The sequence below is a fragment of the Bartonella tribocorum genome, from assembly GCF_002777915.1.
In the GTDB taxonomy this organism is placed as follows: domain Bacteria; phylum Pseudomonadota; class Alphaproteobacteria; order Rhizobiales; family Rhizobiaceae; genus Bartonella; species Bartonella tribocorum_A.
Window position 1 is genome coordinate 1 of sequence record NZ_NJGE01000020.1, and the last position, 24,328, is coordinate 24,328.

At 46.1% G+C, this 24,328-nt stretch carries 33 protein-coding genes and 1 pseudogene; 33 read left to right on the forward strand and 1 reads right to left on the reverse strand.

Annotated features, from left to right (window positions below):
- Positions 1-711: 711 nt before the first annotated feature.
- A complete protein-coding gene (locus tag CER18_RS07625) occupies positions 712-1,242 on the reverse strand; it encodes a helix-turn-helix domain-containing protein (RefSeq protein WP_100129427.1) in 531 nt (176 codons plus the stop codon).
- Positions 1,243-1,395: 153 nt separating this feature from the next.
- Between CER18_RS07625 and CER18_RS07630 the strand changes: the two genes are divergently transcribed.
- The 33 genes and pseudogenes from CER18_RS07630 (at position 1,396) to CER18_RS07785 (ending at position 24,327) form a co-directional block, all read left to right on the forward strand.
- Positions 1,396-1,689 (forward strand): helix-turn-helix domain-containing protein, encoded by a 294-nt coding sequence (locus CER18_RS07630; RefSeq protein ID WP_100129428.1) that lies wholly within the window; start codon positions 1,396-1,398, stop codon positions 1,687-1,689.
- Positions 1,690-1,764: 75 nt separating this feature from the next.
- Complete coding sequence (locus tag CER18_RS10070) at positions 1,765-1,902, forward strand: hypothetical protein (protein WP_180299406.1); 138 nt, start codon at positions 1,765-1,767, stop codon at positions 1,900-1,902.
- On the forward strand, positions 1,886-2,284 hold the full coding sequence (locus CER18_RS07635; RefSeq protein WP_100129429.1) for a hypothetical protein: 399 nt from the start codon (positions 1,886-1,888) through the stop codon (positions 2,282-2,284). Before CER18_RS10070 ends, CER18_RS07635 begins: the two co-directional genes overlap by 17 nt.
- Positions 2,284-3,222 carry a ParB/RepB/Spo0J family partition protein gene (locus tag CER18_RS07640; RefSeq protein ID WP_100129430.1) on the forward strand — a complete coding sequence of 313 codons (939 nt, stop codon included), beginning with the start codon at positions 2,284-2,286 and terminating at the stop codon, positions 3,220-3,222. The genes CER18_RS07635 and CER18_RS07640 overlap by 1 nt, the downstream gene beginning before the upstream one ends.
- On the forward strand, positions 3,219-3,677 hold the full coding sequence (locus CER18_RS07645; RefSeq protein WP_100129431.1) for a hypothetical protein: 459 nt from the start codon (positions 3,219-3,221) through the stop codon (positions 3,675-3,677). The genes CER18_RS07640 and CER18_RS07645 overlap by 4 nt, the downstream gene beginning before the upstream one ends.
- A pseudogene (locus CER18_RS07650) lies at positions 3,674-5,662 on the forward strand (transposase domain-containing protein). The gene CER18_RS07645 and the pseudogene CER18_RS07650 overlap by 4 nt, the downstream one beginning before the upstream one ends.
- A 367-nt stretch (positions 5,663-6,029) precedes the next feature.
- A complete protein-coding gene (locus tag CER18_RS07655; RefSeq protein WP_100129432.1) occupies positions 6,030-7,061 on the forward strand; it encodes an AAA family ATPase in 1,032 nt (343 codons plus the stop codon).
- Positions 7,058-7,333, forward strand: a complete 276-nt coding sequence (locus tag CER18_RS07660; RefSeq protein ID WP_100129433.1) for a hypothetical protein — start codon at positions 7,058-7,060, stop codon at positions 7,331-7,333. Before CER18_RS07655 ends, CER18_RS07660 begins: the two co-directional genes overlap by 4 nt.
- Positions 7,333-7,602: a hypothetical protein gene (locus CER18_RS07665; protein WP_100129434.1), complete on the forward strand. Its 270-nt coding sequence runs from the start codon at positions 7,333-7,335 to the stop codon at positions 7,600-7,602. Before CER18_RS07660 ends, CER18_RS07665 begins: the two co-directional genes overlap by 1 nt.
- Complete coding sequence (locus CER18_RS07670) at positions 7,595-8,218, forward strand: DUF3164 family protein (protein ID WP_100129435.1); 624 nt, start codon at positions 7,595-7,597, stop codon at positions 8,216-8,218. The genes CER18_RS07665 and CER18_RS07670 overlap by 8 nt, the downstream gene beginning before the upstream one ends.
- Positions 8,219-8,227: 9 nt before the next feature.
- Positions 8,228-8,845: a regulatory protein GemA gene (locus tag CER18_RS07675; RefSeq protein WP_100129436.1), complete on the forward strand. Its 618-nt coding sequence runs from the start codon at positions 8,228-8,230 to the stop codon at positions 8,843-8,845.
- 7 nt (positions 8,846-8,852) lie between these two features.
- Positions 8,853-9,266 (forward strand): helix-turn-helix domain-containing protein, encoded by a 414-nt coding sequence (locus CER18_RS07680; RefSeq protein ID WP_100129437.1) that lies wholly within the window; start codon positions 8,853-8,855, stop codon positions 9,264-9,266.
- Positions 9,267-9,425: 159 nt separating this feature from the next.
- Complete coding sequence (locus CER18_RS07685) at positions 9,426-10,007, forward strand: glycoside hydrolase family 19 protein (RefSeq protein ID WP_100129438.1); 582 nt, start codon at positions 9,426-9,428, stop codon at positions 10,005-10,007.
- Complete coding sequence (locus CER18_RS07690) at positions 10,004-10,267, forward strand: hypothetical protein (RefSeq protein WP_100129439.1); 264 nt, start codon at positions 10,004-10,006, stop codon at positions 10,265-10,267. The genes CER18_RS07685 and CER18_RS07690 overlap by 4 nt, the downstream gene beginning before the upstream one ends.
- Before the next feature lie 17 nt (positions 10,268-10,284).
- Positions 10,285-10,626 carry a hypothetical protein gene (locus tag CER18_RS07695; protein WP_100129440.1) on the forward strand — a complete coding sequence of 114 codons (342 nt, stop codon included), beginning with the start codon at positions 10,285-10,287 and terminating at the stop codon, positions 10,624-10,626.
- 67 nt (positions 10,627-10,693) lie between these two features.
- The gene (locus tag CER18_RS10525) at positions 10,694-10,831 is read left to right on the forward strand and encodes a hypothetical protein (protein WP_245410065.1); all 138 of its coding nucleotides are present in this window, start codon (positions 10,694-10,696) and stop codon (positions 10,829-10,831) included.
- Positions 10,828-11,142: a DUF2730 family protein gene (locus tag CER18_RS07705; RefSeq protein WP_100129442.1), complete on the forward strand. Its 315-nt coding sequence runs from the start codon at positions 10,828-10,830 to the stop codon at positions 11,140-11,142. The genes CER18_RS10525 and CER18_RS07705 overlap by 4 nt, the downstream gene beginning before the upstream one ends.
- Positions 11,139-11,495 (forward strand): VpaChn25_0724 family phage protein, encoded by a 357-nt coding sequence (locus CER18_RS07710; RefSeq protein WP_100129443.1) that lies wholly within the window; start codon positions 11,139-11,141, stop codon positions 11,493-11,495. The genes CER18_RS07705 and CER18_RS07710 overlap by 4 nt, the downstream gene beginning before the upstream one ends.
- Entirely contained in the window at positions 11,458-12,039 is a 582-nt protein-coding gene (locus CER18_RS07715) for a phage protein Gp27 family protein (protein WP_100129444.1), read from the forward strand. The genes CER18_RS07710 and CER18_RS07715 overlap by 38 nt, the downstream gene beginning before the upstream one ends.
- Positions 12,032-13,654: a hypothetical protein gene (locus CER18_RS07720; RefSeq protein WP_100129445.1), complete on the forward strand. Its 1,623-nt coding sequence runs from the start codon at positions 12,032-12,034 to the stop codon at positions 13,652-13,654. Before CER18_RS07715 ends, CER18_RS07720 begins: the two co-directional genes overlap by 8 nt.
- Before the next feature lie 12 nt (positions 13,655-13,666).
- Positions 13,667-15,244: a DUF935 domain-containing protein gene (locus tag CER18_RS07725; protein WP_100129446.1), complete on the forward strand. Its 1,578-nt coding sequence runs from the start codon at positions 13,667-13,669 to the stop codon at positions 15,242-15,244.
- Entirely contained in the window at positions 15,237-16,442 is a 1,206-nt protein-coding gene (locus CER18_RS07730) for a phage head morphogenesis protein (RefSeq protein ID WP_100129447.1), read from the forward strand. The genes CER18_RS07725 and CER18_RS07730 overlap by 8 nt, the downstream gene beginning before the upstream one ends.
- A gap of 957 nt (positions 16,443-17,399) precedes the next feature.
- On the forward strand, positions 17,400-18,410 hold the full coding sequence (locus tag CER18_RS07735) for a phage protease (protein ID WP_100129462.1): 1,011 nt from the start codon (positions 17,400-17,402) through the stop codon (positions 18,408-18,410).
- Positions 18,407-18,748, forward strand: a complete 342-nt coding sequence (locus CER18_RS07740; RefSeq protein ID WP_012231810.1) for a DUF2190 family protein — start codon at positions 18,407-18,409, stop codon at positions 18,746-18,748. The genes CER18_RS07735 and CER18_RS07740 overlap by 4 nt, the downstream gene beginning before the upstream one ends.
- Positions 18,749-18,760: 12 nt before the next feature.
- Positions 18,761-19,726, forward strand: coding sequence for a capsid protein (locus CER18_RS07745; protein WP_100129448.1), 966 nt, complete (start codon positions 18,761-18,763; stop codon positions 19,724-19,726).
- 12 nt (positions 19,727-19,738) lie between these two features.
- Positions 19,739-20,161, forward strand: a complete 423-nt coding sequence (locus CER18_RS07750) for a DUF1320 domain-containing protein (protein WP_100129449.1) — start codon at positions 19,739-19,741, stop codon at positions 20,159-20,161.
- Position 20,162: 1 nt separating this feature from the next.
- Positions 20,163-20,657, forward strand: a complete 495-nt coding sequence (locus CER18_RS07755; RefSeq protein WP_100129450.1) for a phage virion morphogenesis protein — start codon at positions 20,163-20,165, stop codon at positions 20,655-20,657.
- Positions 20,654-21,175, forward strand: coding sequence for a hypothetical protein (locus tag CER18_RS07760; RefSeq protein ID WP_100129451.1), 522 nt, complete (start codon positions 20,654-20,656; stop codon positions 21,173-21,175). The genes CER18_RS07755 and CER18_RS07760 overlap by 4 nt, the downstream gene beginning before the upstream one ends.
- Positions 21,172-21,765, forward strand: coding sequence for a phage baseplate assembly protein V (locus tag CER18_RS07765; RefSeq protein WP_100129452.1), 594 nt, complete (start codon positions 21,172-21,174; stop codon positions 21,763-21,765). The genes CER18_RS07760 and CER18_RS07765 overlap by 4 nt, the downstream gene beginning before the upstream one ends.
- A gap of 12 nt (positions 21,766-21,777) precedes the next feature.
- Positions 21,778-21,978 carry a hypothetical protein gene (locus CER18_RS07770; protein WP_100129453.1) on the forward strand — a complete coding sequence of 67 codons (201 nt, stop codon included), beginning with the start codon at positions 21,778-21,780 and terminating at the stop codon, positions 21,976-21,978.
- Between the two features lie 3 nt (positions 21,979-21,981).
- Positions 21,982-22,368, forward strand: coding sequence for a GPW/gp25 family protein (locus CER18_RS07775; protein WP_100129454.1), 387 nt, complete (start codon positions 21,982-21,984; stop codon positions 22,366-22,368).
- On the forward strand, positions 22,355-23,221 hold the full coding sequence (locus tag CER18_RS07780) for a baseplate assembly protein (RefSeq protein ID WP_100129455.1): 867 nt from the start codon (positions 22,355-22,357) through the stop codon (positions 23,219-23,221). The genes CER18_RS07775 and CER18_RS07780 overlap by 14 nt, the downstream gene beginning before the upstream one ends.
- Positions 23,221-24,327 carry a phage tail protein gene (locus CER18_RS07785; protein ID WP_100129456.1) on the forward strand — a complete coding sequence of 369 codons (1,107 nt, stop codon included), beginning with the start codon at positions 23,221-23,223 and terminating at the stop codon, positions 24,325-24,327. Before CER18_RS07780 ends, CER18_RS07785 begins: the two co-directional genes overlap by 1 nt.
- The last annotated feature ends 1 nt before the right edge of the window (position 24,328 follow it).

Here is a 24,328-nt window from a genome sequence, read left to right on the forward strand (position 1 = left end):
TTGCTTTCCAATCTGACTTTACATGCTTTAGTGACCTAACGGATAACGACAACTTTCCAGAAATATCCGCTTGAGCTCAAAATAATGATCCGATGCTTGAGAAGCAAAAACCCATAGATTCTCACAAAAAATGACGAATCTTAAAACACCCTTTGAAAGGCCTTTAAAGACCCTTTGAAAACACCTTAAAAACCCTTAAAAGAAAATAAATTGGTACAAAACCTGGTGGCAAAATATACAAAACCCGCTTGTAGTTTGACAGTAGGTTTTGTACTAAGTGGGAAGAGGTGGGATTAGTTAGGAATAGGTGATAATTTGTTGTTTTTATGCATAAAATTTAGCATTAAATGCGCGTTTTGTCAAAATAGATTTTGACACCTAAAATTGCGGAAATTACCAAAAATCAGAAAAAAGTGCGTTTTCATGATAAAAATGAGAGAAAGCTTTGAAAGGTCTGTGAAAATCCTTTGAAGATTTTTAAAAAGTCTGTGAAAGCCCAGAAAACCGCCTTTGAAGACCCTTTGAAAAAAATCAATCCAAAAGTTCAATTGACTCCAAAATCAACCAAAAATGACCAAAAAAGCAAAAAAGATTTCCATATATGCGTGGAAATCTCAAAAATAAGATAATAAAACATTATTTATCAATATATTATACGATTTTTTTAAAGTAAAAAGATTTCCACTTTCATTTTTCATATTTAAAGAGGCATTAAGCCGTATCTTGTGTGGCTTCTAGATGTGAACTTTCAGCCTCGATTTGACGCTTTAAATGCAATTTTAAAAGAGGCAAAGTAAGTTCGACTTCTTCTGGGTCGTTGATGTTTTGAACAAGCTCTTGTAACTTTTTATAAAGCTCTGCCGCTAATTCCGCTATATCTTCAGGGGGGAGTTTTATATTTGCATCGCGATAAGTTGTATAAGCTATGCGACCGAGTTTTTTCATGAGTCCAGTAGGAATGGTAGGCGCTTTAAAACCAGCAGCTTTCGCTTTTGCCATGTCACTAAACATCTCACCTTCACCAGTAAGAAGCCAATTAACATCTATACCACAAATATTTTTGTAAATGACTAGCATTGATGAAGGCGGCTCTCGTAAGCCAGTTTCATAATTATACATAGTACTTTCTGGTACTGTAAGATGATCAGCAAACTGCTTGCGCTGCGTAAAACCAAGAGCGAGCCGTACTTCACATAGCCGTTTTGCAAGTTCTGTTTTAGGTTTTTTTTCAGATTTTGCCAAAAAAAATCACTCCAGATTTACATTTAGGGTTGACAAATTTATAAATGTAAATCATAACTCATATTACCGCCCGCTATTGAGGGCGTTTATTGTACATTTAACCCCACAAAAAACGGATGGTTTGAGCATCCGTTTGAAGCAGGAGCGAAAGTTATGACAACCACACAAACATGGGATCGCCATAGTATTTTAGCCGAGCTACGCCGCCGGAATATGACCTTGGCGGAGCTCGCGAAAGCGTATCAACTCTCCTCATCCAGTGTTCAACACATCTGGACACGACCCAATGAGAAAGCCGAACGTGCCATTGCCGATTTTATTGGCTTGCCCGTTGAGCAAGTGTTCTACGACCGCTACCCCAAAAGTCGTCGTCGCATTTTTAAAGCAGCAAAACATGCCAACACAGATTCGCGTGCGCATTCTGCTTTGCGCGGTAATGCTGCTTGAACCTCGTTACACGGCTTTGCGTGTGTCATACGCATTTGCCATGAATTTATTACCATAAGATGAAAAGGTTTATCAATGTCTAAAGATCAATACGAAATAGGCCAGATAAATTGCATAGAGTTGCATCATGGAGCAGCCGATTGGATGGGTTGTTTTTTAGGATTAGCTGGTCAAGTTTTCTTTATCGGGGGTGGTTATGGTTGCTGCTTATAATTTATGGACGCAAGATGCCAGAAGCGATATCGTTAATCCCTATTCAGAAGTTGAACGATTACAAATTATGCTTTCCTGTTCTTTAAAAGCAGTGAGTAGTGGATTTAAGCATCTGCCGATCCGGTATATTATTGACCCTCCGCATGGCTTATTTGATGCGGCGTTAGCACGACAGATTGTTATTCATATTTTGCATTATCAGTTTGAGGTGCCGCGGCGGCGTATTGTTGCGATACAGGCACGGCAGCGGACTTCTATTTCTCTGTCTATGCAAGTGATTAATCGGCGTTTGGAAGAACCCGTTTTTGCGAAAGCTTATCGAAGATGGGCAGGACGTGCGATGGATTTGTTCTTTAAAGAGATCAGAAAGGCAGCGGCGTGATGGCACAGTTTCAAGAGATTTCTTTAGATTTGATTGTTGTTCCCGAACGTATACGCCCTGTGGATGATGAGCATGCCAAGGCGCTTGCACAATCAATGGCGCGGGAGGGATTGATGAATCCGATTACGGTGCGCCATACGCCCAATGCTAGGGAAGGCAATTACACGCTGATTGCTGGTGCGCACCGGCTTCGGGCTGCGGAGCTTTTAGGTTATAGCAAAATTGATGCGGTTGTGGTGCAAGCGGATAAGGACAATGCTGCGCTTTTAGAAGTGGCAGAAAACTTGTTTCGCAATGAATTATCAGTGATTGACCGTGCTTTATTTGTGCAGACTTACCGTGAATTGTGGGAAAAGAAGTATGGGGAGATTAAGGTTGGTGGTGACCACGGTAATCAATATACAAAGGACAAAGTGGCAAAGGGACAAGTTGTCCCTTTGCCAAATGATAGTTCTTCAGAGCATCATGAAACTGGGTGTGAAGGGGACAAAGTGGCAAAGGGTAAAGTTTACCCTTTGCCAAATGAAGGTGACTTAAATGGTAAAGTGCAAAGTTTGCACTTTGCCAAACATGTGGCAGATCGTATTGGTTTATCGAAGGAGTCGGTGAAACTTCTCAATCGCATTTCCCAACATTTACAGCCGGAGTTGCGGTCTGTTTTGCGTGGGACGGCATTGGCGGATAATCAAGCGCAGTTGTTGAAGCTTGCGAGGATGGAGCCGGTTTCGCAACGGCGGGTGGCGATTGCTTTGCAACAGGTTGAGGGAGATTTACGGCGGGCTGTTGATTTGGTCAACGGGGTTAATATAAGCCCTAAAGTTAATGAACAAGAACGGATTTTTGCCCAATTGTTAGGGGTGTGGCAAAGGGCAGATGCGCAGACACGGGCGCGGTTTTGCGCTTATCTTGCAAGAGAACGGGGGGAGGAGCAGGCATGAAGACGCGTGGTTCTCATCAACTTGATTTTTTTCAAAAGCCCATTTTTCCTTGTCGTGAACCGGTGGCGCAGATTGATTTGGGGCGGTTTCGTTCTCGTATAAAGCGCGCTATGGCGCGGGCTTTGCGTGAATGCCGGCATGAGCGCAGTGAGATAGCAGAGCGCATGGCGCATTATTTAGGGATTGCTTGTTTAAGTAAGGCGAGTTTGGATGCGTATGTGGCAGAAAGTAAGCAGGTTGATATTTCTTTGCCGCGTTTTAAAGCCTTTGTGCGGGCGACAGAAGCCTATTGGCTTTGGGATGAGGTTGTGAGTGAAGATGGATTGTTGCTGTTGCAAGGGGATGAGGCGCGGTTAGCAGAGATTGCGCGGCTCCAGCAGGAACAGCGTGAGATTGCGGCGCGCTTGAAAGCCATGCGTGCAACGCCGGTGCAAATTAAACGGGGGCAGCCATGAAGGAATGGTTTTGTATTGCTGAATTGGCAGAGGCGGCTTTGCCAGGGTTGCCTAAGAGTGAGGGCGGATTGCGTAAGATTTTGGCGACCACATGGCGTCATCAAAGTGGTTTGACACGTAAAGTTAAAGGGGTTTCTCGTCCTGTTGTAGAGGTTCACATTTCCTTATTACCGGAAGTGGCGCGGGCGGCATTGTTGGTGCGCTCTGGTGGTGGGTGTGTAAAAGAAAGCGATCAAAAGACAAGTGTTTGGGGGCGTTATGAAGGGCTTTCAAAGGCGCATAAAAGCCGTTGTGAAGAGCGTTTGAAGGTGCTTTGTTCTATGGATGATTTGCTTCAAGCCGGTATGGGTGTGCATGATGCGGCAAGTTTGTGCGCGGTGCAATTTGGGGTGAGCCGGATGTCGCTTTTTAATTGGCGGCAGATGGTGGAAGGGTATGAGCGCCCTGATTGGTTGGCAGCTTTAGCGCCTTGTTATGGTGAGGAGCGTTTGTCCCAATGGGCTGAGTGTCATGAAGGGGCTTGGGAGGTTTTGTGTTCGGATTATTTGCGTTCGTCCCGCCCTGCTTTTTCGGCATGTTATCGACGCATGGTTTTGGTGGCGCGTGAGAAAGGGTGGGCGCCTATTCCTTCAGAGCGGGCGTTACGCCGCCGTTTTAAGGCGCAAATTTCTAAGGCGGTTGTGGTGTTGGCGCGTGAGGGAGAGGAGAAAGCCAAGAAGCTTTATCCGGCACAACGGCGTGATCGCTCGAGTTTGCATGCTTTGCAAGCGGTGAATATGGACGGGCATAAGTTGGATGTTTTTGTGCGTGTTCCGTGGAGCTTAAAGCCTGTGCGGCTTTATTTGATAGCGATACAAGATCTTTATTCAGGCAAGATTTTATCATGGCGCCTATCGGATGCGGAGAGTTGGGAAATCGTACGTTTGGTGATTGGGGATATGGTGGAAGCTTATGGCATACCGGAGCGTATGACCTTGGATAATGGGCGTGCCTTTACCAGCAAATGGATTTCTGGAGGTGTGCAAAACCGCTTTCGTTTTAAGATTAAGCCGGATGATCCGCAAGGGCTTTTGACGAGTTTGGGTGTGCAATTGCAATGGACCACCCCTTATAGCGGACAGTCTAAACCGATTGAGCGGGCATGGCGTGATTTGGCAGAGGCGATTTCGAAGCATCCTTTTTGTGCGGGAGCTTATACGGGCAATAAACCGGATGCCAAGCCTGAAGATTATGGCAAGCGCGCGATAGAATTTGAAGCGTTTAAAGCCCATGTTGGTGCGCAGATTGTGGCGCATAATGCACAAGCAGGGCGTAAGGCGGTTAATTGTGCGGGGCGCAGTTTTGATGAGACTTTTGCAGAAAGTTTGCAAGCAGAGGGGACGATTATTCGGCAGGCAACGGCAGCATAACGTGCTTTATGGCTTTTGACCTCAGAGGCATTGCGGACACAAAAGGGGACGGGGGAGATTCATTTTTATGGCAATCGTTATTGGGCGCGGGCATTGAATGAGTATGCGGGGAAGAAGGTTATTGTACGCTTTGATCCAGATCATTTGCACCAAGATTTACGGGTTTATGATTTGAACAATCGGTTGCTTTGCATGGCAGAATGTCTTGCGGATGTTGGCTTTTATGACCAGCAGGCAGCGCGTTTGAATGGGCGTTTGCGTAAAGAATATGTGAGAGCAGTTAAAGCCGAAAAACAGTTGGCAGCAAAGCTTGCGCCTGATCACTTGGCTGATGTTTATGGGCGCCTTGAGAAAAAGGATGATGGTTCAAAATCCAAGCTTGTTGTTAAGCCAAAGGTTAGCCGCTTGATGCCAAACCATGGGGGGAATTTAGCTTTGAAAGCCAATAGTTGTGAAGATTTAGGGGATGAAGAAGCTTTGGAACCCCAAGAATTTAGTCAACATTTGCACAAAGCATTAAGACGGCTTTCCGCCTCTGATGAGGGGCGTGAAGTGATCAAGTTTCCTAAACGATAGGATAAGACAAGGGGGGATTTGCAAGAATTCTCACAAGAAAAGGGGAGAAGGAAGGAAAGGGGGGACAAGAAAGCCGATTTTGTATGGCGTACGGCTTGAAGCATTCATTAAAGAAAGGGGGGGGAGGAATCTTATCCATTTCACAGTCTTAATCAATACAATCAAATTTTTAGGCAAATTTTTAGGCAAATCTTCAGATGCCTTTTCCTGACCAGGTGAGGAACATGGAGTGATTCAACTTTCCCAAGGGGAGAGGGGGATTTATAGGAAGCCGTTTTAGTATCGCGTACGGCTTGAGGAGTAAAATGAATGGGTAGGTTTGAGCTACCCATTCGATATCTAGATCAATACGAGAGGGAGATTATAGATGAAAAACGCGATAAATGCAACGATTGAAAAAAATCCTTGGGCACGCCCCAAAAAACAGCCTGATGGGGCAGCGCAAAACCGCAATAGTGATGATATTGCTTTATGGAACACGCTTGTGGATTCGGTAAGAGCTCTGGCACAAATGAATGATTGGACGAAAGCAGAAGTGGCGCGGCGCATCGGCATGCCGGATGGGACGTTTTCGCAGTGGTATGCGGGCAGTTATGCAGGGCAATTGGGTAAGCAGAATGCGAAGGTTCACCAATGGGTTGAGGCTTTAAAAGAAACGGCGGGTTTTTTGGAGAAGATCCCCGAAAAGCCAGCTTTTCAAAAGAATCGTATAGCGGGTGAGATCATTGACACTTTAACGCTGGCGCAAAGCACGGGTGATATGGTGATGATTACGCTTGATGCCGGCAATGGTAAGACGGAAACGTGTCGCCATTACCGCGCGACCCGCCCGCATGTTTACCTTGTGACAGCAAGCCCGCATACGCGCAGTGTTCATGGTATTTTGAATGATATGGCAGCGGAATTGGAAGTGGTGGAATATAATCCCACCCGCTTAACGCGTGCGATTGGCAAGAGATTAGAGCGTGTTGGTGGGGGGACACTGCTGATTGTGGATGAAGCGCAAAATTTAACAGATGAGGCGATTAATCAGTTGCGTCATTTTGTTGATATCAATGGTACAGGGCTTGCTTTGGTGGGCAATGATGAGATTTCAGGGCGCCTTGTTCATCGTCAAAATGGTCCCTCTTATGCGCAAATTAAAAGCCGATTGGCAATGCATTTAAAACGTCGCAAGCCTTATAGCGAAGATATTGCTGCGCGTATTCATGATTGGGGGATTGAAGATGCTGGTGCAATAAAGTTTTTGACCGGTATTGGTTTGAAAGCTGGGGCTTTACGCCAAATTGACAAGACGATGATGTTAGCACGTATGGCAGCGCTTGGAGATGGGAGTGAGGTGACGCTGAAACATGTCAAAGCAGCATGGAAAAACCGCGATGTGGAGGAATTGGCATGATCTCGATAAGCAATAAGGAATTATCGAATACGCTTGTTGGTCTTTATGATGATTATCAACGGGGTTTGGATATTGGAGAGCCGCTTAAATTGTGCGTTGATTTGGCGTTATCGCTTGAATTGGAACTGAGTATTCACCGCTTAAGCGAAGCTGATGCGGTTTTAGAAAGGGAGGCTGTAGAAGTTTTGCCTCGTTGTAAAGTTTCTCATTCCAAGAGTGATGAGGGTGAGAGAGGAAGAGTTATTCATATGGATTTTGGAGGAGAAAAATAATGGAACGGAACCCTTATATGGTGAGAGATTGCTTGATTGCTTTGCGCTCTGGCTTTTTGAAGTATGAAACAAATGGCATTTTTTTGCATGGACAAGATGTGAGAGAATTGAATGATTATTTACGCCGCTTAGCGGGTTATAACCACATTTTAGGTCATGAGCTTTTGCGGTGTCGTTGGCAATTAAAAGCGGGATGTGTGCCTCATCGAGGTGAAGTTGTGCCGTTTCGCCGGTTTCAAGAAACACAGGAGGAGTTTTGCGATGAATAAACAAATTGAGCTTGAAGGTGTGCATTATATGAGAGATGCAAAAGGGGCTTTGGTACCGGTAAGTCTGATCCGCCCTGCGGATTTGCTTGAGGATGAAACGGTGCGTAAGGTTATGGGATATGCGAAGGAATTATCGGCAAGGATTGCGCGTTTTAACAACCATACGCTTGCGGATTTGAGTGATTTTGATGGCTTGCTTGCGCAAGAATATGGTGTGGAGCGGCGTGGTAAAAAGGGCAATTGTACGTACACCAGTTTTGATGGTTTGCAGCGTATTAAGGTGCAGGTACAAGAGAGCTTTGATTTTGGTCCGCAATTGCAAATTGCCAAAAGCCTTCTTGATGAATGCTTGAATGAATGGTCTGCGGATGCACGCCCTGAAATCCGTGCGATTATTACGCGTGCTTTTAATACGGATAAGGAAGGCAAGGTGAATCGCGGCGAAATCTTTATGCTGTTGCGTTTGGATATTGATGATCCTCGCTGGAATGAGGCGATGCGGGCGATCCGCGAAGCCATTCGTGTGACAACATCTAAAGAATATGTGCGTTTTTATGAGCGTGATACGTTGGAAAGCCCTTGGCGGGCTGTGACGCTTGATTTGGCGAAGACATAAGGGGATAGCATGTCTTTAGCGGCTATTCATATGGGCAAACGCGCGTTAGGTCTTGATGATGAGACCTATCGCGCCCTGCTTTTTCGGTTGACAGGCAAACAATCGGCAAAAGATTTGGATTTTTCAGAACAGCGTTTGGTGATGCAAGAAATGCGCGCCTATGGGGGTGGGGTCAATGGCAAGCTTTTGAGAGGCAAATATGCCAAAAAGCTTCAAGCCTTATGGATTGCAGGCTGGAATCTTGGCATTATCCGCGAGCGTTGTGATAGGGCATTGCTTGCCTTTGTCAAAAGACAGACAGGGATTGATCATATTCGTTTTTTACGCGATAGCGATGATGCTGCAAAAGCCATTGAGGCGTTGAAAAGCTGGTTGCAGCGTGAGGGTGGGGTTGACTGGAGAGGAAAAAGCCGCCAAGATTCATGGGGAAGACACCCAAGCATTGCCATTTTGTGTGCCCAATGGAAGCGTTTGCATCAGGGTTGCTTGTTTGATGAGCAAGCTTTTCAACAAAGTGTGATGGCGGTGAGTGGTAAAGCTTTTTGTGAGATGAGTGGGGGCGATTTTATGCGTGTTATGAATGTTTGGGGGCGGAAAATCCGAAAAGGTGTTCAAAGCGAGGGGTAGGCTAGCCATGGACGATGAAGATTATCACCATGTTCCCCTTATATTACGTGAAATCGCTGATGTTGCGGGTATGGAAGCCGCATGGAATATGGTGCGGGCTTTTGGAGGGCGACAAGTTTATCTCCCCGGGCGTCTTGAGAATGCGGATTGGTTGATTGAAATTGTAGGGTTTGAAGAAGCTGAGCAACTCATTGGTTATTTTTGTTTGAATGGTTCGGGGGTGCGGATTCTTATTCCTCTTTGTAGCTATGTTTCACGGCGGCAAAAAATGATAAAAGCCTTGCAAAAAGGCTGGTCTGCGGATAGTGCGGCGGCTGTTTCTGGTATGCATGTGCGCACAGCCTATCGCTTAAAGAAGAAAATATCTTTGCAAGATTCCCAAGGTTCGTTATTTCCAGAGTTTTATGACTCCAGAGTTTGAATGATTTTAAGCTTCACCATAGTGTTTAGGGTGTCTTGTGATGCTGTAAAATAGGGTCATGAGACGGGTAATGACCTCAATGACTGACAGTGTCAGACTTATATGGGGGCGTGAGATTTCATAAACTACGGATGGATTTTATTCATTGAGTGGTTTGTTATGGTTTCAATAGATGCCTCTTTTCTTCATCAACTTGCGCCCAAATTAGCGCATCATGCACGCCAAGATTTTATTATCGTTGAAATGGCAAAGGGGCTTCCTGAAGTTTTGTCTTATGGCGGGATAACGACGCGTTTACGCATTGCGCATTTTTTAAGCCAATGTGCGCATGAGAGTGATGGCTTTTTTACCTTGCGTGAATATGCCTCAGGGCGTGCTTATGAGGGGCGGCGTGATTTAGGCAATGTTAAGCCTGGGGATGGGGTGCGTTTTAAGGGACGTGGTTTGATCCAGTTGACGGGGCGGAAGAATTATCAACGCTTTACACAGTTTTGGTGCTCAGTCGATAGGCAAGCGGTTGATTGTGAGGCATTTCCAGAAGTGCTGGAAAAGTTTCCCGCAGCCCTTTGGTCTGCTGTTTGGTTTTGGCAGATGAAAGGCTTGAATAAGCTTGCTGATCGAGATGATGTCGTGGGGATTACCAAGGCAATTAATGGGGGAAGAAATGGACTTGTGCAACGCTTAACCTATTTGAACCGCGCCAAAAAGCTTTTAGGGTTTTCATGCGAGGTGATAGCATGAAACCCTCTTATCGTGGTTCGAAACGTTATTTATGGTGGTCCTTTTGGTTTGCTTGGGGAGTTATTTTTTTGCTCGTTTCTGGTGGTTTGTGGGGGGCACCGCATATTGTTGATATGGCGGCGATTTCTATTCCTTCCATGGTGGCGATTATCGTTGGGAATTTGGGCGTGCATCGTGGTTTTGGTTCTGTGGATTTTTCCAATAGCAAGCCGTTCAATCGCTATAAGAGCACAAAGTACGGGTGTAATGATGGTTTATAGACGAGGTGATAAGTGCCATGTTTAGCCCACTTTCAAAACTGTCTTTGGGATTGCTTTTTTGGGGCGGTGTGATGTTGGCGGCTTTTGGCTTTATGAAAGCGCAAGTTTTAAAGGCGGAAAAGGCGCGTGATGCCTATTGGCGCTTGGAGATTGCCAAGATTTCTTTACAAGCACGGCTTGAACAAGAGAGGCAAAGAGAGGCTGCGCAAAAAGCAGGGCTTCAAGCACAAGCGGTGATTTCTCGTTTGGAACAACAGCTTACAAAAATGGAGGAGGTCAATGCAGTTTTGCCAACTGTTCCTAGCGGTTGTCTTGGGCTTGAGCGTGTGCGCTTGCTCAACACCCAAGCTAAGAGATAGCTTTTCTTATTCGTTTTTATCGTCTGAATTGCCGCCTGTTGTTCGCATGGCGTGTAAGCGGCCTTCATTGTTGCCGGAACGTGCTTTGAACACACGCGAAGTGGTGCATTATTGGGGGCGTGATCGGGCTGCTTTATTAGTCTGCGAACAGCGCAGAAAAGCTGCGGTTAAAGCGATTTTAATGAAATCAAGGAGGGGGGCGTGAATTTAGATATTAGTGTGGCCAATGGTTGGTTGTCTTTGTTGTTATCCATTGTTGCCATTTGCGGGGTTTTAAAAGCTTATTTTTCTTCTGGTGCGCGGGAAATGTTGAAAGACATGATGATGCTTAAAGAGCGTGTGCAAAAGTTAGAGACAGAGATAGATTTTTTGCCTGATCGTGATGCGCTGCAAAGGTTGGAAGTGAATATGGAGAAATTGAATGGTCGCCTCAATACGCTTTCTGCGCAATTACAACCGGTGGCAGCCATTGGTGAGCGCTTGCAAGAATTTTTACTGGAGAATGCCAAGAAATGAAAGCAGATATGGATAAAATCATCCGTGAAGAAGCGCGGTTGATTATTTTAAAAGGGCTTGCTTGTGAGCGGAGCGAAACCTTATCGAGTGCAATGATTGAGCGGCTTTTATACAGTTACGGTATCCGGCGGGATGGTGATTTTGTCCGCAATGAATTGGCTTTTATGGAAGATCAAGGGGCTGTTACGTTAAAATGTGTGGGTTCTGTTTTGCTTGCGGCGTTAACGGAACGGGGCGCGCGTCATTTAGACCGGAGCTTTTCGATTGAGGGGATTAAGCGACCTAAACGTTTATCAATAAAAGACGAGGTAAAAGATGCGCAAGGTCGGGCGTGGCCGCTTAACGGCGATTGATTTATTACCGCAAGTTTGTGATCAAATTATTGCAGAGGCGGCTGAGGCTTTAAATGGTCGTGAAAAGACGCAAATGGCTATTTATGGCGAGTTTAAAGCGGCTTTGAAGGCTTTAAAAAAAGAAATGGGTCTCAACTTTTCTATTCCCTCCTTTTCCAGTTTTAATCGTTATTCTTTGCGTTTGGCTGTAATGTCAAGGCGCTTGGAGCAAACCCGTGAAATTGCCGCAAGCCTTTCGCAACGCTTTGATGCGAAGGCTTCTGATAATATCACTTTGTTGACAGCCGCCGCGATTAAAGAGCTTATTTTTTCGACATTGAGCAGTGGAAAAAGCCTTTCACCAAAGGCAGCCCAAGAATTGGCCAATGCGCTTAAAGGCGTGTTGGCGGCTGAACATTTGTCGACCACCAGACGGCAAAGATTAGAGAAGGATTTTACCCAAAAAGCAAGCAAAGCGGTTGACGCTGCAGCAGCAGCGGCGGGGCTTTCAGAAGAAACAGCGCGGGCTATTCGTGCGCAGGTGTTGGGGGTAAAACATGGCTGAAAGGCAGATGGGTGGAAGCCCTGCTGTTGAAGATCAGGCACACTTTGACATTTGGCAGAGGAGTACTTTTCCCAAAGAGAGTGATCCCTTAGCGGAAGGGGTTTTGATGGCGCATCAACGGGCATGGATTGAGGATAAGTCTGCGTTAAAATTGGTGGAAAAGGGGCGGCGGACCGGCATTACTTTTGCAGAAGCTTTGGATGATACACTGATTGCGGCAGCGGCGCGTGAAGCGGGGGGTGATCATGTTTTTTATATTGGTGACACCAAAGACAAGGGGCGTGAATTTATTGGCTATGTGAGCAATTTTGCTTCGGCAATTACAAGCCACAGTGGGGATGTCGAGGAATTTTTATTCTCAGATCAAAGGGCGGATGGTTCCACGAAATATATCTCTGCGTATCGGGTACGATTTGCTTCTGGGTTTCGTATTGAAGCGCTTTCAAGCCGCCCTGAAAATATTCGGGGACTACAGGGCATTGTGGTGATTGATGAGGCGGCGTTTCATCAAGATGTACGCGCTGTTTTGGATGCGGTGAATGCTTTGCTTATTTGGGGGGGAAAAATCCGTGTGATCTCCACCCATAATGGTGTGCTTAATCCTTTCAATGAGCTAATCCGTGAGGCAAAAGCAGGCAAGGTTCCTTTTTCTCTGCATCGTTACCCTTTTGGTGAGGCTGTTAAAAATGGTTTGTTTAAACGGGTTTGCGCGATGAAGGGGGCGGTATGGAGTAGGGGAGCAGAACAACAATGGGAAGAGCAAATTCGTGCTTCTTATGGGGTGCGTTTGGCTGCTATGCGCCAAGAGTTAGATGCCATACCGGCGGATCAAGAAGGGGCGGCTTTAACGCGTTTGCAAATTGAAAATTGTTGTGCGAAAGATATTGCGGTGTTGCGTTTTGCTTGTGTGGATGATTTTAAAAACCAATCGGAACATCAACGAAGTATAGTTGCTTTTTCTTGGTGTGAGAAGCATATCAAGCCTTTGCATTCTAGGCTTGATCGGCGGCGTCAACATGTTTTTGGTGTTGATTTTGCTAGGTCTGGTGATGCCACCTCCATTGTGGTGATGGAAGTGGGACAAGATTTGGTGCGCCGTGTGCGGTTTATGGTGGAATTGCGCAATATGCCGTTTGATCAACAAAGAGAGATTTTATTTTATGTTGTGGGTGGACTGCCACGTTTGTTGGGTGGTGCGTTAGATGCGCGGGGCAATGGGGCTTATTTAGCGGAAAAAGCGGCACAGCGTTATGGGGGTCTTGTCAAGGAAGTGTCCTTGTCACAAAGTTGGTATGGCAAGGAAATGCCGGCTTATTTAGAAGCCTTTGGGGATGGGACGATTGTTTTGCCGCGCGATAGCGATATTGTTGCTGATCATCAAGCGCTTGCTTATGTCAATGGCATTGTCAAAATTCCAGACAATCATCGCTTTAAAGGCAGTGATGGTTTTATGCGCCATGGGGATAGCGCTATTGCTTGCGCTTTGGCTTATTTTTCCAGCCGGCAGACACCTGAAATTTACGAATATACGCCTGTGAGAGAGGTTTATGGTTTTGATGAAAGTCCGCTCTTTTCAACCGCTTATTTTTCAACGATGCGATCAAAGATTTATTGATGGGATAATGAGATGGTAAAACTTTTAGACCAATGGGGCAGGGCTCTCAATATCAAAGGATTGGAACGGGAAGTCGCAAGCCCTACCGTTGGGGGTGTTCGTGATGTGTGGTCACAAACTGTTGTGAGTGGTCTGACCCCTGCGCAACTTGCTGATATTTTGCAGCAGGCAGCAAGGGGGGCTCCAGAGCAGTTTTTCCAACTTGCCGATGATATGGAAGAGCGTGATTTGCATTATCGTGCTGTGCTTGGCATGCGTAAAAATGCTCTCACAGGGGTAGAGCCTGGGGTGATTGCCGCAAGCAACAGTGCATTGGATAAAAAGATAGCCGATGCGGTGCGGGAAGTGATCAGTGCGCCTACTTTTGTTGATGATTATGTAACGGATTTATTAGATGCTTTGGGAAAAGGCTATGCGGTTGTTGAAACTTTGTGGGACAAGAGTGCCAAGGAATGGTGGCCGGTTGCTTGGAAATGGCGTGACCAGCGGTTTTTTCAATTGGATCGGCGGGATGGCTTTCATTTGCGTTTAAAAGAAGAGGGGTCTTTGCATGGAAGTGAATTGCCTGCTTATAAATTTTCTATTCACAGACCCAAGCTTAAAAGCGGTTTGCCTATCCGTTCTGGACTTGCACGTCTTGCGGCTTGGGCCTTTCTCTTCAAGTCTTATACGTTGAAAGATTGGATGGCATTTTTAGAAGTTTATGGCATGCCTTTGCGTGTTGGTAAATATGGGGCAAGCTCTTCTCATGAGGAGCGGCGGGTTCTCATTCAAGCGGTACGTGATTTATCCAGTGATGCGGCGGCGATTATTCCCAAAGAGATGGAGATTGAATTTATTGAAGCAGCAGGGGGCAGTGGCAATGCGGTTTTTGCTGCGAAGGCTGAATATTTAGATCGGCAGATTTCTAAAGGGGTATTGGGGCAAACCATGACGACAGACGATGGTTCGTCTTTTTCGCAAGCCCGCATTCATGAAAATGTACGCCATGATATTGCAAGAGCTGATGCACGCCAATTAGCCTTGACAGCTAATCGTGATTTAATTGTGCCCTTTGTTGAGATTAATTTTGGACCCCAAGAGCGCCCTCCGCTTGTCTATTGGCCGATTTCAGAAAATGAAGATATTAAAGCCATCAGTGATGCTTTGGAAAAACTTGTTCCCTTGGGGTTGCATGTGGGGGCGCAAGAAGTGCGCAATAAGATTGGCTTTTCGCAACCCAAAAAGGGAGAGGATGTTTTAAAGGCTCCTTCCCTTGCGCCTGATGATGCCGGGCAACAAAAGGCAGATGTTTGTGCTGATTGTGGGGGTGTTGTTGATATTTCTGTGACAAGAAAGCAGGGCGAAAGAGAGCAGGGTGGAAAACATCACGACGAATTGGACCGGCTTTCTGCAGAAGCTTTAAGCGACTGGGAAGAGGATTTAGAACCCCTTTTAGAGCCTTTTAAAAAGCTTGTGAGAGAGGCTAAAAGTTATGAGGATATCCTTAAAGGCTTAGATGAATTGTTGGGCGAGATGGATCATCATGCCTTAGCAGCACGCTTGGCAAAGGTGCAGATGATTGCACGTGGGCTGGGGTATCATGGATGAGGAACTTTTTAAAACGGCCCCTAAAGAGGTGACCCGTTATTTTGAAGCCAAAGCGCTTGTTCCAAGTTTTGATTGGCGGGATATAGCACCAGAAGAACATGCCTTTTCCTTTACGGTGGCAAAATCGGTAGGCTATGACATTTTAGAGGATTTTAAGCAAGCGGTTGGAGACGCCATAAAGCATCAAGTTCCGTTTCAAGAGTTTCAAAAAAATCTGATGCCGATTTTGCAGGAAAAAGGGTGGTGGGGGAAAAAATTAGCGCGTGATCCGAAAACGGGTGAAAAGAGCGTGGTGCAATTGGGGAGCCCGCGACGTTTAGAAACGGTCTATTGGGCCAATACCATGAGTGCGCATGCGGCAGGTGAATGGGAGCGCACACAAAATAATAAAGAGTTTTTGCCCTATCTCACCTATGCTTTATCAAGTTCAGAGCATAAGCGTTTAGAACATGAAAGTTGGGTGGGGTTTACGGCGCCTGTTGATGATCCCATTTGGGATTGGCTTTATCCGCCCAATGGTTGGCGGTGTAAATGTAGTGTGCGGCAAGTAAGCCGTTATGAGGCGGACAATTTAGGCTATGAAGAGGGGGCAGCGCCTCTCCAAGTGGAACAGAAGGTTTGGCACAATAAGCGGACGGGACAAGTTGAAAAGATACCAAAGGGAATTGATCCTGGTTGGCATTTGAACCCTGGAAAACATCGGGCGCAAAATTTAAGCAATTTTTTGAGTGATAAAATTGCTGCCATGGGGGACAATCAGAAACGCATTGCCATTGAAGATATTGTGGGTTCACCACTTTTGGAAGCGATGTTTGAAGGACATATGCCGCGTGGATTTATTCCTATTGCCCCCATGATCCAAAAGGTGCGTGATGTTTTTGCAGCGGAGGACTCTCTTATTCGCTTATCTTCAGACAGTGTGAAACATATTTTGTTAGAGCATCAAGCGCGGTCTCTTCGCTTGGATGATTTTCGTGGCGCCATTCAAACATTCATAAAACCCCATGGTGTTATTAGACGAAAAGATGCACAGAGTGTTGTGTTTTTGGGTGAAAGTGGTGGGGCATGGTGGCGCTTTGCAGTCAAATGGGTAGCAAGCAAACAAGAGTGGTGGCTTATCTCGATGCATAAAAAGAGCTTTCGCGAAATTCAACGTTTATTAAACGCGGCTGAAAAGAAGGATGAACGGTTGTTGTAAAGAGAATACCGTAAAGCTCTGTTGGCTTTGCAAAGAAGGAACTGGTGTGTGAGGAAAAATGAGAAGGCGTGGAGGGCGGTCAACTCCTCGCAGATCCGGCAAAGCCGTCCTGGTATAACTGGCTCACGCCTCGTGGATAATGTAACAGTTTAAAAGTTTAAAAGCAATCTCTCAAAAAACACTTTGAGAAAAACCATGTTGGCTTTGCAGAGAAGGGTCGAGATGGGGAAAACGAGAAGGCGTGGAGGGCGGTCAACTCCTCGCAGATCCGGTAAAACCGTCCTGGCATAACTGGCTCACGCCTCGTGAGCAATGTAACAGTTTCAACGTTCAAAAGCAATCTTTAAAAAAAATGGCGCTCTATCGCCTTTGAAGTGTCTTTGAAAACAATTTTATAAGAGTGTTTGACTTTTATTAAGAGTGTTTGACTTGGGGGTGTTTTCTTTAAAAGGAAAAAGAAGGACGAACGGTTGTTGTAAAGAGAACACCGTAAAGCTCTGTTGGTGTTTGTGAGAAGAAACTGGTGTGTGAGGAAAAATGAGAAGGCGTGGAGGGCGGTCAACTCCTCGCAGATACGGTAAAACCGTCCTGGCAAAACTGGCTCACGCCTTACATTCAATGATATAATGTTTTTAAGCCAAAAAGCAATCTTTAAAAAACGGCTTGAGAGAGGCTTTTTTGTGTGGAGTGATAAATTGTACCTTTAACTTCACAACGGCGCTCTATCGCCTTTGAAGTGCCTTTGAAAACGATTTTATGAGAGAGTTTGAAACGGATATTTTCTTTTACAAGTCATAAGAGGAGAAAAGAGTGCCGGTACTTTTTAAAACGCATCCTTTTTTAAACGGGTGTTTTTTTTAAGAAACGCCCTTTTGACTGACAGTGTCAGACTTATAAGGTGAAGCGGTTTCATGCATTGTATTGCCAATGATAATTGTAAAGCAATAGGCAATGTTTATGGAGCAAGAATTTCACGAAAATGGCGAAGATGGGCATGTTGAGATATGTCATGGTGAGACATTTTATGCCGCGTTAATAGATCTTTGCCAAGACGTTACCGTTAGCCAAGCGCCTGAGTGGGTAGAGTTGTTGCCCAAAGCGCCCCATGTGAAGGCGCGTGATGGACGGCAGTGGCATTATCGTCCGCAAACCATTTTAAAAGCGTTTGCAGCCAATAAAGGACCGCTTGTGATTGATTATGAGCATGGGCAACATCACCGTGCGAGAAATGGCTTGGAAGCACCGGCAAGCGGTTGGATTGAAGAGTTAGCAGAGCGGGATGGTGCGATTTGGGGACGGGTTAAATGGACCGATATGGCCGCTAAAAAGATTGTTGCCCGGGAATATCGCTATCTTTCGCCTGAGTTTCGCCATTCGAAGAAAGGTGAAATTTTAAATTTAGCTGGTGCTGGTTTGGTAAACCGTCCAGCCCTTGTCATGACGGCTTTAAGCCGTGAACAGCCCCCTATAACCTTAACGGAGAAAATGATGGATTTGACAGCCATTGCCAGTGCACTATCGTTGGCAGAAGACGCAAAACCTGCGGAAATTTTAGCAAGTATTGCAACGCGGGCAAAAGAACGTGTTGAGCTTTGTGCCCAATTAACAAAGGCGCAAGAGGATTTAGCGCTTTTACGAGAAGAGCAGAAAAATGCCACCATTGAGAGCCTTTTAGACAAAACCATTGAAGAGGGCAAGATTTTGCCGGCTGCCCGCGCAGAATATCGTGCGCTTTGTCGCCTTGAAGGGGGCGTGGAGCATTTTAAAAGTTTGATAGAAAAATTGCCGGCGCTTGCCTCAACAAGCCCTCTAGAAGTGTGTGCCTTAGCACAAGAACCAAAGCTTGCTCCAGAAGAGGTTGCTGTTGCGGCACGTCATTATCAGGAAGAGCAGAAGAAAAAAGGCTTCGACATCACTATTAGCCAAGCGGTCGATCATATTTGTGAACAAAAGGAGCGCCCATTATGAGTACGATGATTTTGATTAAATCTTTTCGCGCAGCTGGGGAAATTTCACCTTATTGCATTGTTGCAGCACGAACTGAGGGAATGGTGGCAACGGCTTCTGGAAAGGGTGATAAATTATTAGGCACTGCCGGCTCTTTGAGTGCAAAGGCTGGTGAGATGCTTGATGTTGGTCAATGTGGCTGGGGCGAAGTGATCTGTGGGGGCAATGTTTCCTTTGGTGATTTTTTGACCTCTGACCCCAAAGGGCACGCCATAAAGGCAGAAGCTGCAGACCGCACCATTGGTATTGCCATGAGTGATGGCTCTGCTGGTGATGTTATTTCTTTTAAAATTAATTAATCGAGGCTTATGATGAACAGACCTTTTCCCATTGATCCAACACTCACCGCTATTGCTATTGGGTATCGCAATCCAGCAGGCTCTCTTATTGGCGATAAAGTTTTACCCCGTGTTTGTGTTTTAAGTGAGGTGTTTAAATATAGTGAGTTTCCCTTAGCGGAAAATTTTACGGTGCCGGAACTTGAGGTTGGGCGGAAAGGACGCCCGAATGTGGTGGAATTTTCTGCCTTTGAACGGGAAGCCAGTGTCAAAGATTACGGGCTTGATGATCTCATCCCCAATTCCGATATTGAGGCAGCAGCAAGGGCACGGGCAGAAAAGCGCTCTCGTTATAACCCCGAAAAGACAGCTGTGGAAGGGCTTGCCAATTTGCTGGAATTGGGGCGTGAAGTGCGGGTGGCAGCGCTTGTGCAAGACAATAAAAATTATGCGCCAGAGCGGGTGATAACGCTTAAAGGTGAGGATAAGTTTAGTGATTATGAAAAATCAGACCCTTATGCTGTTTTAGATGAGGCCATGGATAAAAGTCTCATCTATACGCCCAACACCCTTGTGATGGGCAAAGTTGTTTGGTCAAAACTCAAACGCCACCCTAAAATCATCAAAGCCGTTAAAGGGGGAGGGACTGCTGATGGTTTTGTCACCAAAGCACAGTTTGCAGATCTGATGGAAATACACCCTGAGCGTTTACTCATTGGTGAATCGCAAGTGAATTTAGCTCGCAAAGGGCGTACGGCGCAATTGGCGCGCGTTTGGGGCAATAAGATTGCTCTGCTTTATATTGACCCTACCAAACAACAGGCGGATGGTTCGGTGATCAGTTGGGGCTTTAGTGCTCAATTGGGTGAGCGTATCTCTGGGGTGATCTCTGATCCAGATATTGGTTTATCGGGCGGTAAACGGGTGCGTGTGGGTGAACGGGTGTGTGAATTGGTTGCCGCAAAAGATGCCGGTGTGTTGCTGCAGGATGTTGTTTAAGGAAAAGACTTAATGGCGTATGCAAGCAAAAGATTGATTGAAGAGCTCTGGGGTGCTGATTTCTTGAGCGACTTATGTGGGGTGGATGAGCATTCTGATCCAGTTCTTTTAAGAAAAGCTATTGATCTTGCGCTAAACCAAGCAAGTGGTGAGATCGATGTGCATTTGTCTCACCGCTACTGTGTCCCCATTGCTGGACAGCCGGCGGCTCTCAGCATGATTTGTGTCAATATTGCTGTTTATAATTTAGCCATACGCCATACGGCACTGACCACCACCATTGAAGATCGTTACAAACAAGCGGTTGATTTGCTAAAACGCATTGGAGAAGGCAAAGCGGGTTTGGGTGTGGATGAGCCTAAAATTATGAGCGAAGATGGACCGGTTCGTGATGGGGCTTTTTTTCATGCCAAACCGCGTTTGATGGGAAGATAACATGTCTGTTTCAACCCATATTGAGATTAAAGAGACGGGGCTTGAAGCGGCCTTATCCTTTTTACAAAAGAGTGCTCATGCCTCGATGGGGACTTTAGCACAAGGGGTTGGACGCCTCATTCAAGAGAGCACAAGGCGGCGGATTCAAAGTGAAAAAACCTCCCCCCAAGGAGAGAAGTGGAAAAACAACCATGCCCGTACCTCTATTCTTTTTGCCAGTGGGGCACTCTCACGCTCCATTGATATGAAAGCTTCACCAGAAAAGGTGATTGTGGGGAGTGGATTGGTTTATGCGCGGATTCATCAATTGGGTGGGGTTATTCGCCCGAAAAATGGCAAGACACTGCGCTTTTTTCTGAAAAGCAGCAAAGCACACCGCTTTGTTTGTGTACATCAGGTAACCATGCCGGCGCGCCCTTATTTGGGGCTTTCAGAGCAAAATAAAGTGGAAATTGTCAAAGCAGCAGAGGATTGGCTTGAGAGGGTGTTTTCATGAGTCAAACGATCACACAAGCAGGGCGTATTAATGCCTTTCGTGAGGCGGTGATAAAGAGCCTTAAACGCGCTTTGCCGGATCTGCGCGATTGCGCCTGTCAATTTGGACGTTTTAATTTAGAAGAGCTTGAAACACAGATGCTTGTGGCACCAGCTGTGCGTGTTGCGGTTTTAGAAAGTCGCTTAACTTCTGTGGCGTCTGGACAGCAGAGTGCGGATCTCCATTTAGGGGCTTTTATTATTACCACGGGTAAAGAGCGTGATATCCAAAGTTGGCTTTTGGCAGAAGCTATTGCGGTTTTATGCCATAGCGGGCAATTGTGGGGATTGACACATTTGAGTGCCCCGCGGGATGTGTCAATTGATCCCATTATCTCTGCGGCGATTAAGCAGCGTGGTGTGTCGATCAGTGTGGTGGAATGGCACCAAGATTTATATCATTTGGGAAAAGATATTTTTGCTGATGCGGGACAACTCAAGGCAGGGTTGATCTCACGGGACAATGAGGTGGGGGCATGAATGATGCACATCTTTTAAGTGATACTTTTCGGCAAATCATGAAGCGTCTTGATGCGCTTGAACGCTGTCTTGCCAACCAGCACATGATTGGGCGGGTTGTACAAGTTGATGGTCATAGGGTGCGGGTGAAACTTTTCTCTGAGAGTGCCAATGGACAAGCGGTTTTATCGCCTTGGCTGCAAGCGCAAGAAGCGGCGGGGGCTGTTTCCAGCAATATGCCTTTCAATATTGGTGATCCGGTGCGGTTGTTAAACCCTCATGGTGAAATTGGCTCTGCCTCTCTGGTGGTGCGCGATAGCTATAGTGAGGATATGCCTAACCCCGCACGCTCGCCGCAAGAGCTTGCGCTCTGTTATGCCGGTGGCGCTTTGCGGATGACAAAAGATGAACTTATTCTCTCCCATGGAGAAAACCAAATTCGTTTGAGTGCACAAGGTCTCATACTTTCTCATCAAGCAACCCGTGTTGCATTAACGGGCAGTGTACAGATTGAAGCAGAAGATTTACAGCACAATCAAATTTCTGTTGGCGCAAGCCATAAACACGGCGGGGTCAAAATCGGTCCTTCCACAACCTCTTCCCCCCTTTAAAGGAGTTTTATCATGCATGAGAACACTTATGTTATTTTAACCAATGCCGATTTTGTTGCAGGCAACCGTTCACCGGGCAAGGGTGAAGAAATCCGTTTAAGCGGTGAGGCAGCAAAATATCCTTTGCTGCTTGGTCAGATTGCTGAAAAACCAACCCCTGTTGTTTCTGCGGCTCCAACGGTTTCTTCCGCAAAGACAAGCAAAGGGGCATAAGCCATGCGTTGCGGGATAAGCGAAAAGGATGGCTCTCTCTTATATGATTGGGACCATTGCCAACAATCACTCCATAAATGTTTAATGACAAGGATAGGAACACGGGTTTTGCGTCGCCATTATGGGTGTGATGTTAGGGAGTTCCAAGACGCTAATGCTGATCCTGCAACAATCTTGTGTCTTTATCAAGCCATTGCCTGCGCGCTCGATGATCCAGAATGCGGAGAGCCTGGGTTCTCATTGCAAAGGATTGATCTTAACAAAGCAACGCGTGAGGGAATATTCCACTTTGTTTTAAGAGGTGTTTTTTATCCCGATGGGCATTTGGGGGATTGGTCCCATGGGCAAGAGAGGCAATTTCCTTTAGAGGTTTTTTATGGCAGAGCTTGAACATTTAGCCTTTTCACAACTCCCTCTGCCACAAATGATTGAAGAGCTTTGTGTTGAAGCAATTTTAGAGCAAAAGATTGCGCGTTTGGTGGATGTCTTTGCAGCCCATCATATCCCCTATAATGTGGAAAAGACCGCCTATGACCCCGTGGTCATACAATTACAAGCGGCTGCTTATGAAGAGTTGCTGTTGCGCCAGCGGATTAATGAAGTGGCACGGGATAATTTGCTCGAATTTGCGCGTGGAACAAGTTTAGACCATTTGGGAGATTTTCATGGGGTCACGCGCCTTTTAGATGAAGATGATGCGCGGTTTCGCCGCCGCATTCGCTTAAATAGGCAAGGGCATTCCACAGGGGGCACAGTGCCCCGCTACCAATATTTTGCCCTCTCCAGTGATCCCCATGTCAAAGATGCTTTTGTTTATCGGGTGGGCAAAAGCCCGCTTATTCATGTGGCGCTTTTCAGTGATAGCCCATCTGGGGTGGCTGATGAGGCTTTGATTGCCAAGGTACAAGCAGCCCTTGATTGCCCCCATGTTAAAATGACCAATGACCACATCTTAGTCAAAAGTGCCGTGCAGCGGGTGATCGATATTTCGGCTGATCTTTGGTTGTTACCGGATGAAGGCTCCTTTGTTTTAGAAAAGGCAGAGCAGAATTTGAGAGAAGAGTGGGCGCGTACATGGAGACTAGGGCGTGATCTCTCTTTAAGTTGGATACTCAGTCGCTTAATGGTTGAGGGTGTGCATCATGTGGAGATAAAGCAACCGTGCAAGGATATTCTGGTCGCCCCTCATGAAGCGGTGGCACTAGGGGAAATTGCCTTATCATTACGGGGGCACGCTTATTAATGGTCTCGTTGTTATTGCCCCCAAATTCAAGCTTGTTTGAACGCTGCCTTGCTGATGCAATGGCTGTTGATCTTCAAGTTAAAAGGGCACTCGAAGATATTTCGCGTGCCAAATTCATCACGCGCCCTCCATCTTGGTTGCCTTTCTTAATTGACGAATATGGTTTACAAGAACTCACGCCTTATTTCTCGAATTCTTATGATTTGATTGACCAGGGTCTTTCCTGGCAAAATATTCGTGGCTCTGTAGCAGCCATTGAGTTGGGACTTCAATGGTTAGAACTTTCTGCGCACTTTACACCCGCATGGTCTGAGCGTGCATGGTGGAATTCCTTTCAACTTGAATTTAACCAATTGCCTGAACAAAGAAGCCTTGAAGCCATTGAAGCCATTGTAGACCTTTCCAAAAGCTTTCGCTCTGATTTTCGACGTAGCACCTATAGTTATGATGTGGGGGCCACAGAAGGTGATATGTCACGCCTTGATGACAGCATGCTGGATTTTGAAAGTGGCGTGCGCTTAACAGCTCGTGACACTCTGTTTTCCTTTGGACGCACAACAGAAATTAATCACACACTCACAAAACAAGAAGGCAAGCTTATTGGCAACTGGATTGATGACACAGACGAGGAATTAAGCTGGAACCAAATTGATTACCCTTGGGATTTGGCGAATTTTCCTTGGTGTTCGGTTAAAAAACATGAACGCGATATCCTTATGGCAGAGTGGTTTAGCAACCGCACACTTTATTTGGCTTTAAGAGACGCAAACAATGCTCTGATTGGCTATCGCAGATGCAACATTGTCCAGCCTATTGAACAAGCTATTGAGGGCGCCTACAGCCATTGCGGCAACAGATTTAATCCTTCTCCAACAGGGACAATGTTGTTTCTTGCAGCCCGCACAGATTTTGAGGATGTTGAGGACAAACAAGCCGCCTCTGTTTCCCTCCTCGTTCATGGCACTGTGGCAGAGCAGACACCCCCTGGCAAACTTTGGTTAGGATTTGGTGAACTGCGTGGTGGTGTGGAAATTCTCAAAACCCCTATCAACATTCCTTTGCGTGCTGATGTTCGCGAACAATTCAAGATTTTATTGAGGTTTTAAC

Bases quoted from the DNA above. Each gene is read 5' to 3' on its own strand.
- CER18_RS07740 (WP_012231810.1), top strand. From the start codon at position 18,407: ATGAGTACGATGATTTTGATTAAATCTTTTCGCGCAGCTGGGGAAATT.
- CER18_RS07720 (WP_100129445.1), top strand. From the start codon at position 12,032: ATGGCTGAAAGGCAGATGGGTGGAAGCCCTGCTGTTGAAGATCAGGCA.
- CER18_RS07775 (WP_100129454.1), top strand. From the start codon at position 21,982: ATGCGTTGCGGGATAAGCGAAAAGGATGGCTCTCTCTTATATGATTGG.
- CER18_RS07685 (WP_100129438.1), top strand. From the start codon at position 9,426: ATGGTTTCAATAGATGCCTCTTTTCTTCATCAACTTGCGCCCAAATTA.
- CER18_RS07725 (WP_100129446.1), top strand. From the start codon at position 13,667: ATGGTAAAACTTTTAGACCAATGGGGCAGGGCTCTCAATATCAAAGGA.
- CER18_RS07770 (WP_100129453.1), top strand. From the start codon at position 21,778: ATGCATGAGAACACTTATGTTATTTTAACCAATGCCGATTTTGTTGCA.
- CER18_RS07730 (WP_100129447.1), top strand. From the start codon at position 15,237: ATGGATGAGGAACTTTTTAAAACGGCCCCTAAAGAGGTGACCCGTTAT.
- CER18_RS07715 (WP_100129444.1), top strand. From the start codon at position 11,458: ATGCGCAAGGTCGGGCGTGGCCGCTTAACGGCGATTGATTTATTACCG.
- CER18_RS07630 (WP_100129428.1), top strand. From the start codon at position 1,396: ATGACAACCACACAAACATGGGATCGCCATAGTATTTTAGCCGAGCTA.
- CER18_RS07780 (WP_100129455.1), top strand. From the start codon at position 22,355: ATGGCAGAGCTTGAACATTTAGCCTTTTCACAACTCCCTCTGCCACAA.
- CER18_RS07655 (WP_100129432.1), top strand. From the start codon at position 6,030: ATGAAAAACGCGATAAATGCAACGATTGAAAAAAATCCTTGGGCACGC.
- CER18_RS07670 (WP_100129435.1), top strand. From the start codon at position 7,595: ATGAATAAACAAATTGAGCTTGAAGGTGTGCATTATATGAGAGATGCA.
- CER18_RS07735 (WP_100129462.1), top strand. From the start codon at position 17,400: ATGGAGCAAGAATTTCACGAAAATGGCGAAGATGGGCATGTTGAGATA.
- CER18_RS07635 (WP_100129429.1), top strand. From the start codon at position 1,886: ATGGTTGCTGCTTATAATTTATGGACGCAAGATGCCAGAAGCGATATC.
- CER18_RS10070 (WP_180299406.1), top strand. From the start codon at position 1,765: ATGTCTAAAGATCAATACGAAATAGGCCAGATAAATTGCATAGAGTTG.
- CER18_RS07660 (WP_100129433.1), top strand. From the start codon at position 7,058: ATGATCTCGATAAGCAATAAGGAATTATCGAATACGCTTGTTGGTCTT.
- CER18_RS07755 (WP_100129450.1), top strand. From the start codon at position 20,163: ATGTCTGTTTCAACCCATATTGAGATTAAAGAGACGGGGCTTGAAGCG.
- CER18_RS07645 (WP_100129431.1), top strand. From the start codon at position 3,219: ATGAAGACGCGTGGTTCTCATCAACTTGATTTTTTTCAAAAGCCCATT.
- CER18_RS07710 (WP_100129443.1), top strand. From the start codon at position 11,139: ATGAAAGCAGATATGGATAAAATCATCCGTGAAGAAGCGCGGTTGATT.
- CER18_RS07690 (WP_100129439.1), top strand. From the start codon at position 10,004: ATGAAACCCTCTTATCGTGGTTCGAAACGTTATTTATGGTGGTCCTTT.
- CER18_RS07745 (WP_100129448.1), top strand. From the start codon at position 18,761: ATGAACAGACCTTTTCCCATTGATCCAACACTCACCGCTATTGCTATT.
- CER18_RS07750 (WP_100129449.1), top strand. From the start codon at position 19,739: ATGGCGTATGCAAGCAAAAGATTGATTGAAGAGCTCTGGGGTGCTGAT.
- CER18_RS07665 (WP_100129434.1), top strand. From the start codon at position 7,333: ATGGAACGGAACCCTTATATGGTGAGAGATTGCTTGATTGCTTTGCGC.
- CER18_RS07640 (WP_100129430.1), top strand. From the start codon at position 2,284: ATGGCACAGTTTCAAGAGATTTCTTTAGATTTGATTGTTGTTCCCGAA.
- CER18_RS07675 (WP_100129436.1), top strand. From the start codon at position 8,228: ATGTCTTTAGCGGCTATTCATATGGGCAAACGCGCGTTAGGTCTTGAT.
- CER18_RS07695 (WP_100129440.1), top strand. From the start codon at position 10,285: ATGTTTAGCCCACTTTCAAAACTGTCTTTGGGATTGCTTTTTTGGGGC.
- CER18_RS07760 (WP_100129451.1), top strand. From the start codon at position 20,654: ATGAGTCAAACGATCACACAAGCAGGGCGTATTAATGCCTTTCGTGAG.
- CER18_RS07680 (WP_100129437.1), top strand. From the start codon at position 8,853: ATGGACGATGAAGATTATCACCATGTTCCCCTTATATTACGTGAAATC.
- CER18_RS07765 (WP_100129452.1), top strand. From the start codon at position 21,172: ATGAATGATGCACATCTTTTAAGTGATACTTTTCGGCAAATCATGAAG.
- CER18_RS07785 (WP_100129456.1), top strand. From the start codon at position 23,221: ATGGTCTCGTTGTTATTGCCCCCAAATTCAAGCTTGTTTGAACGCTGC.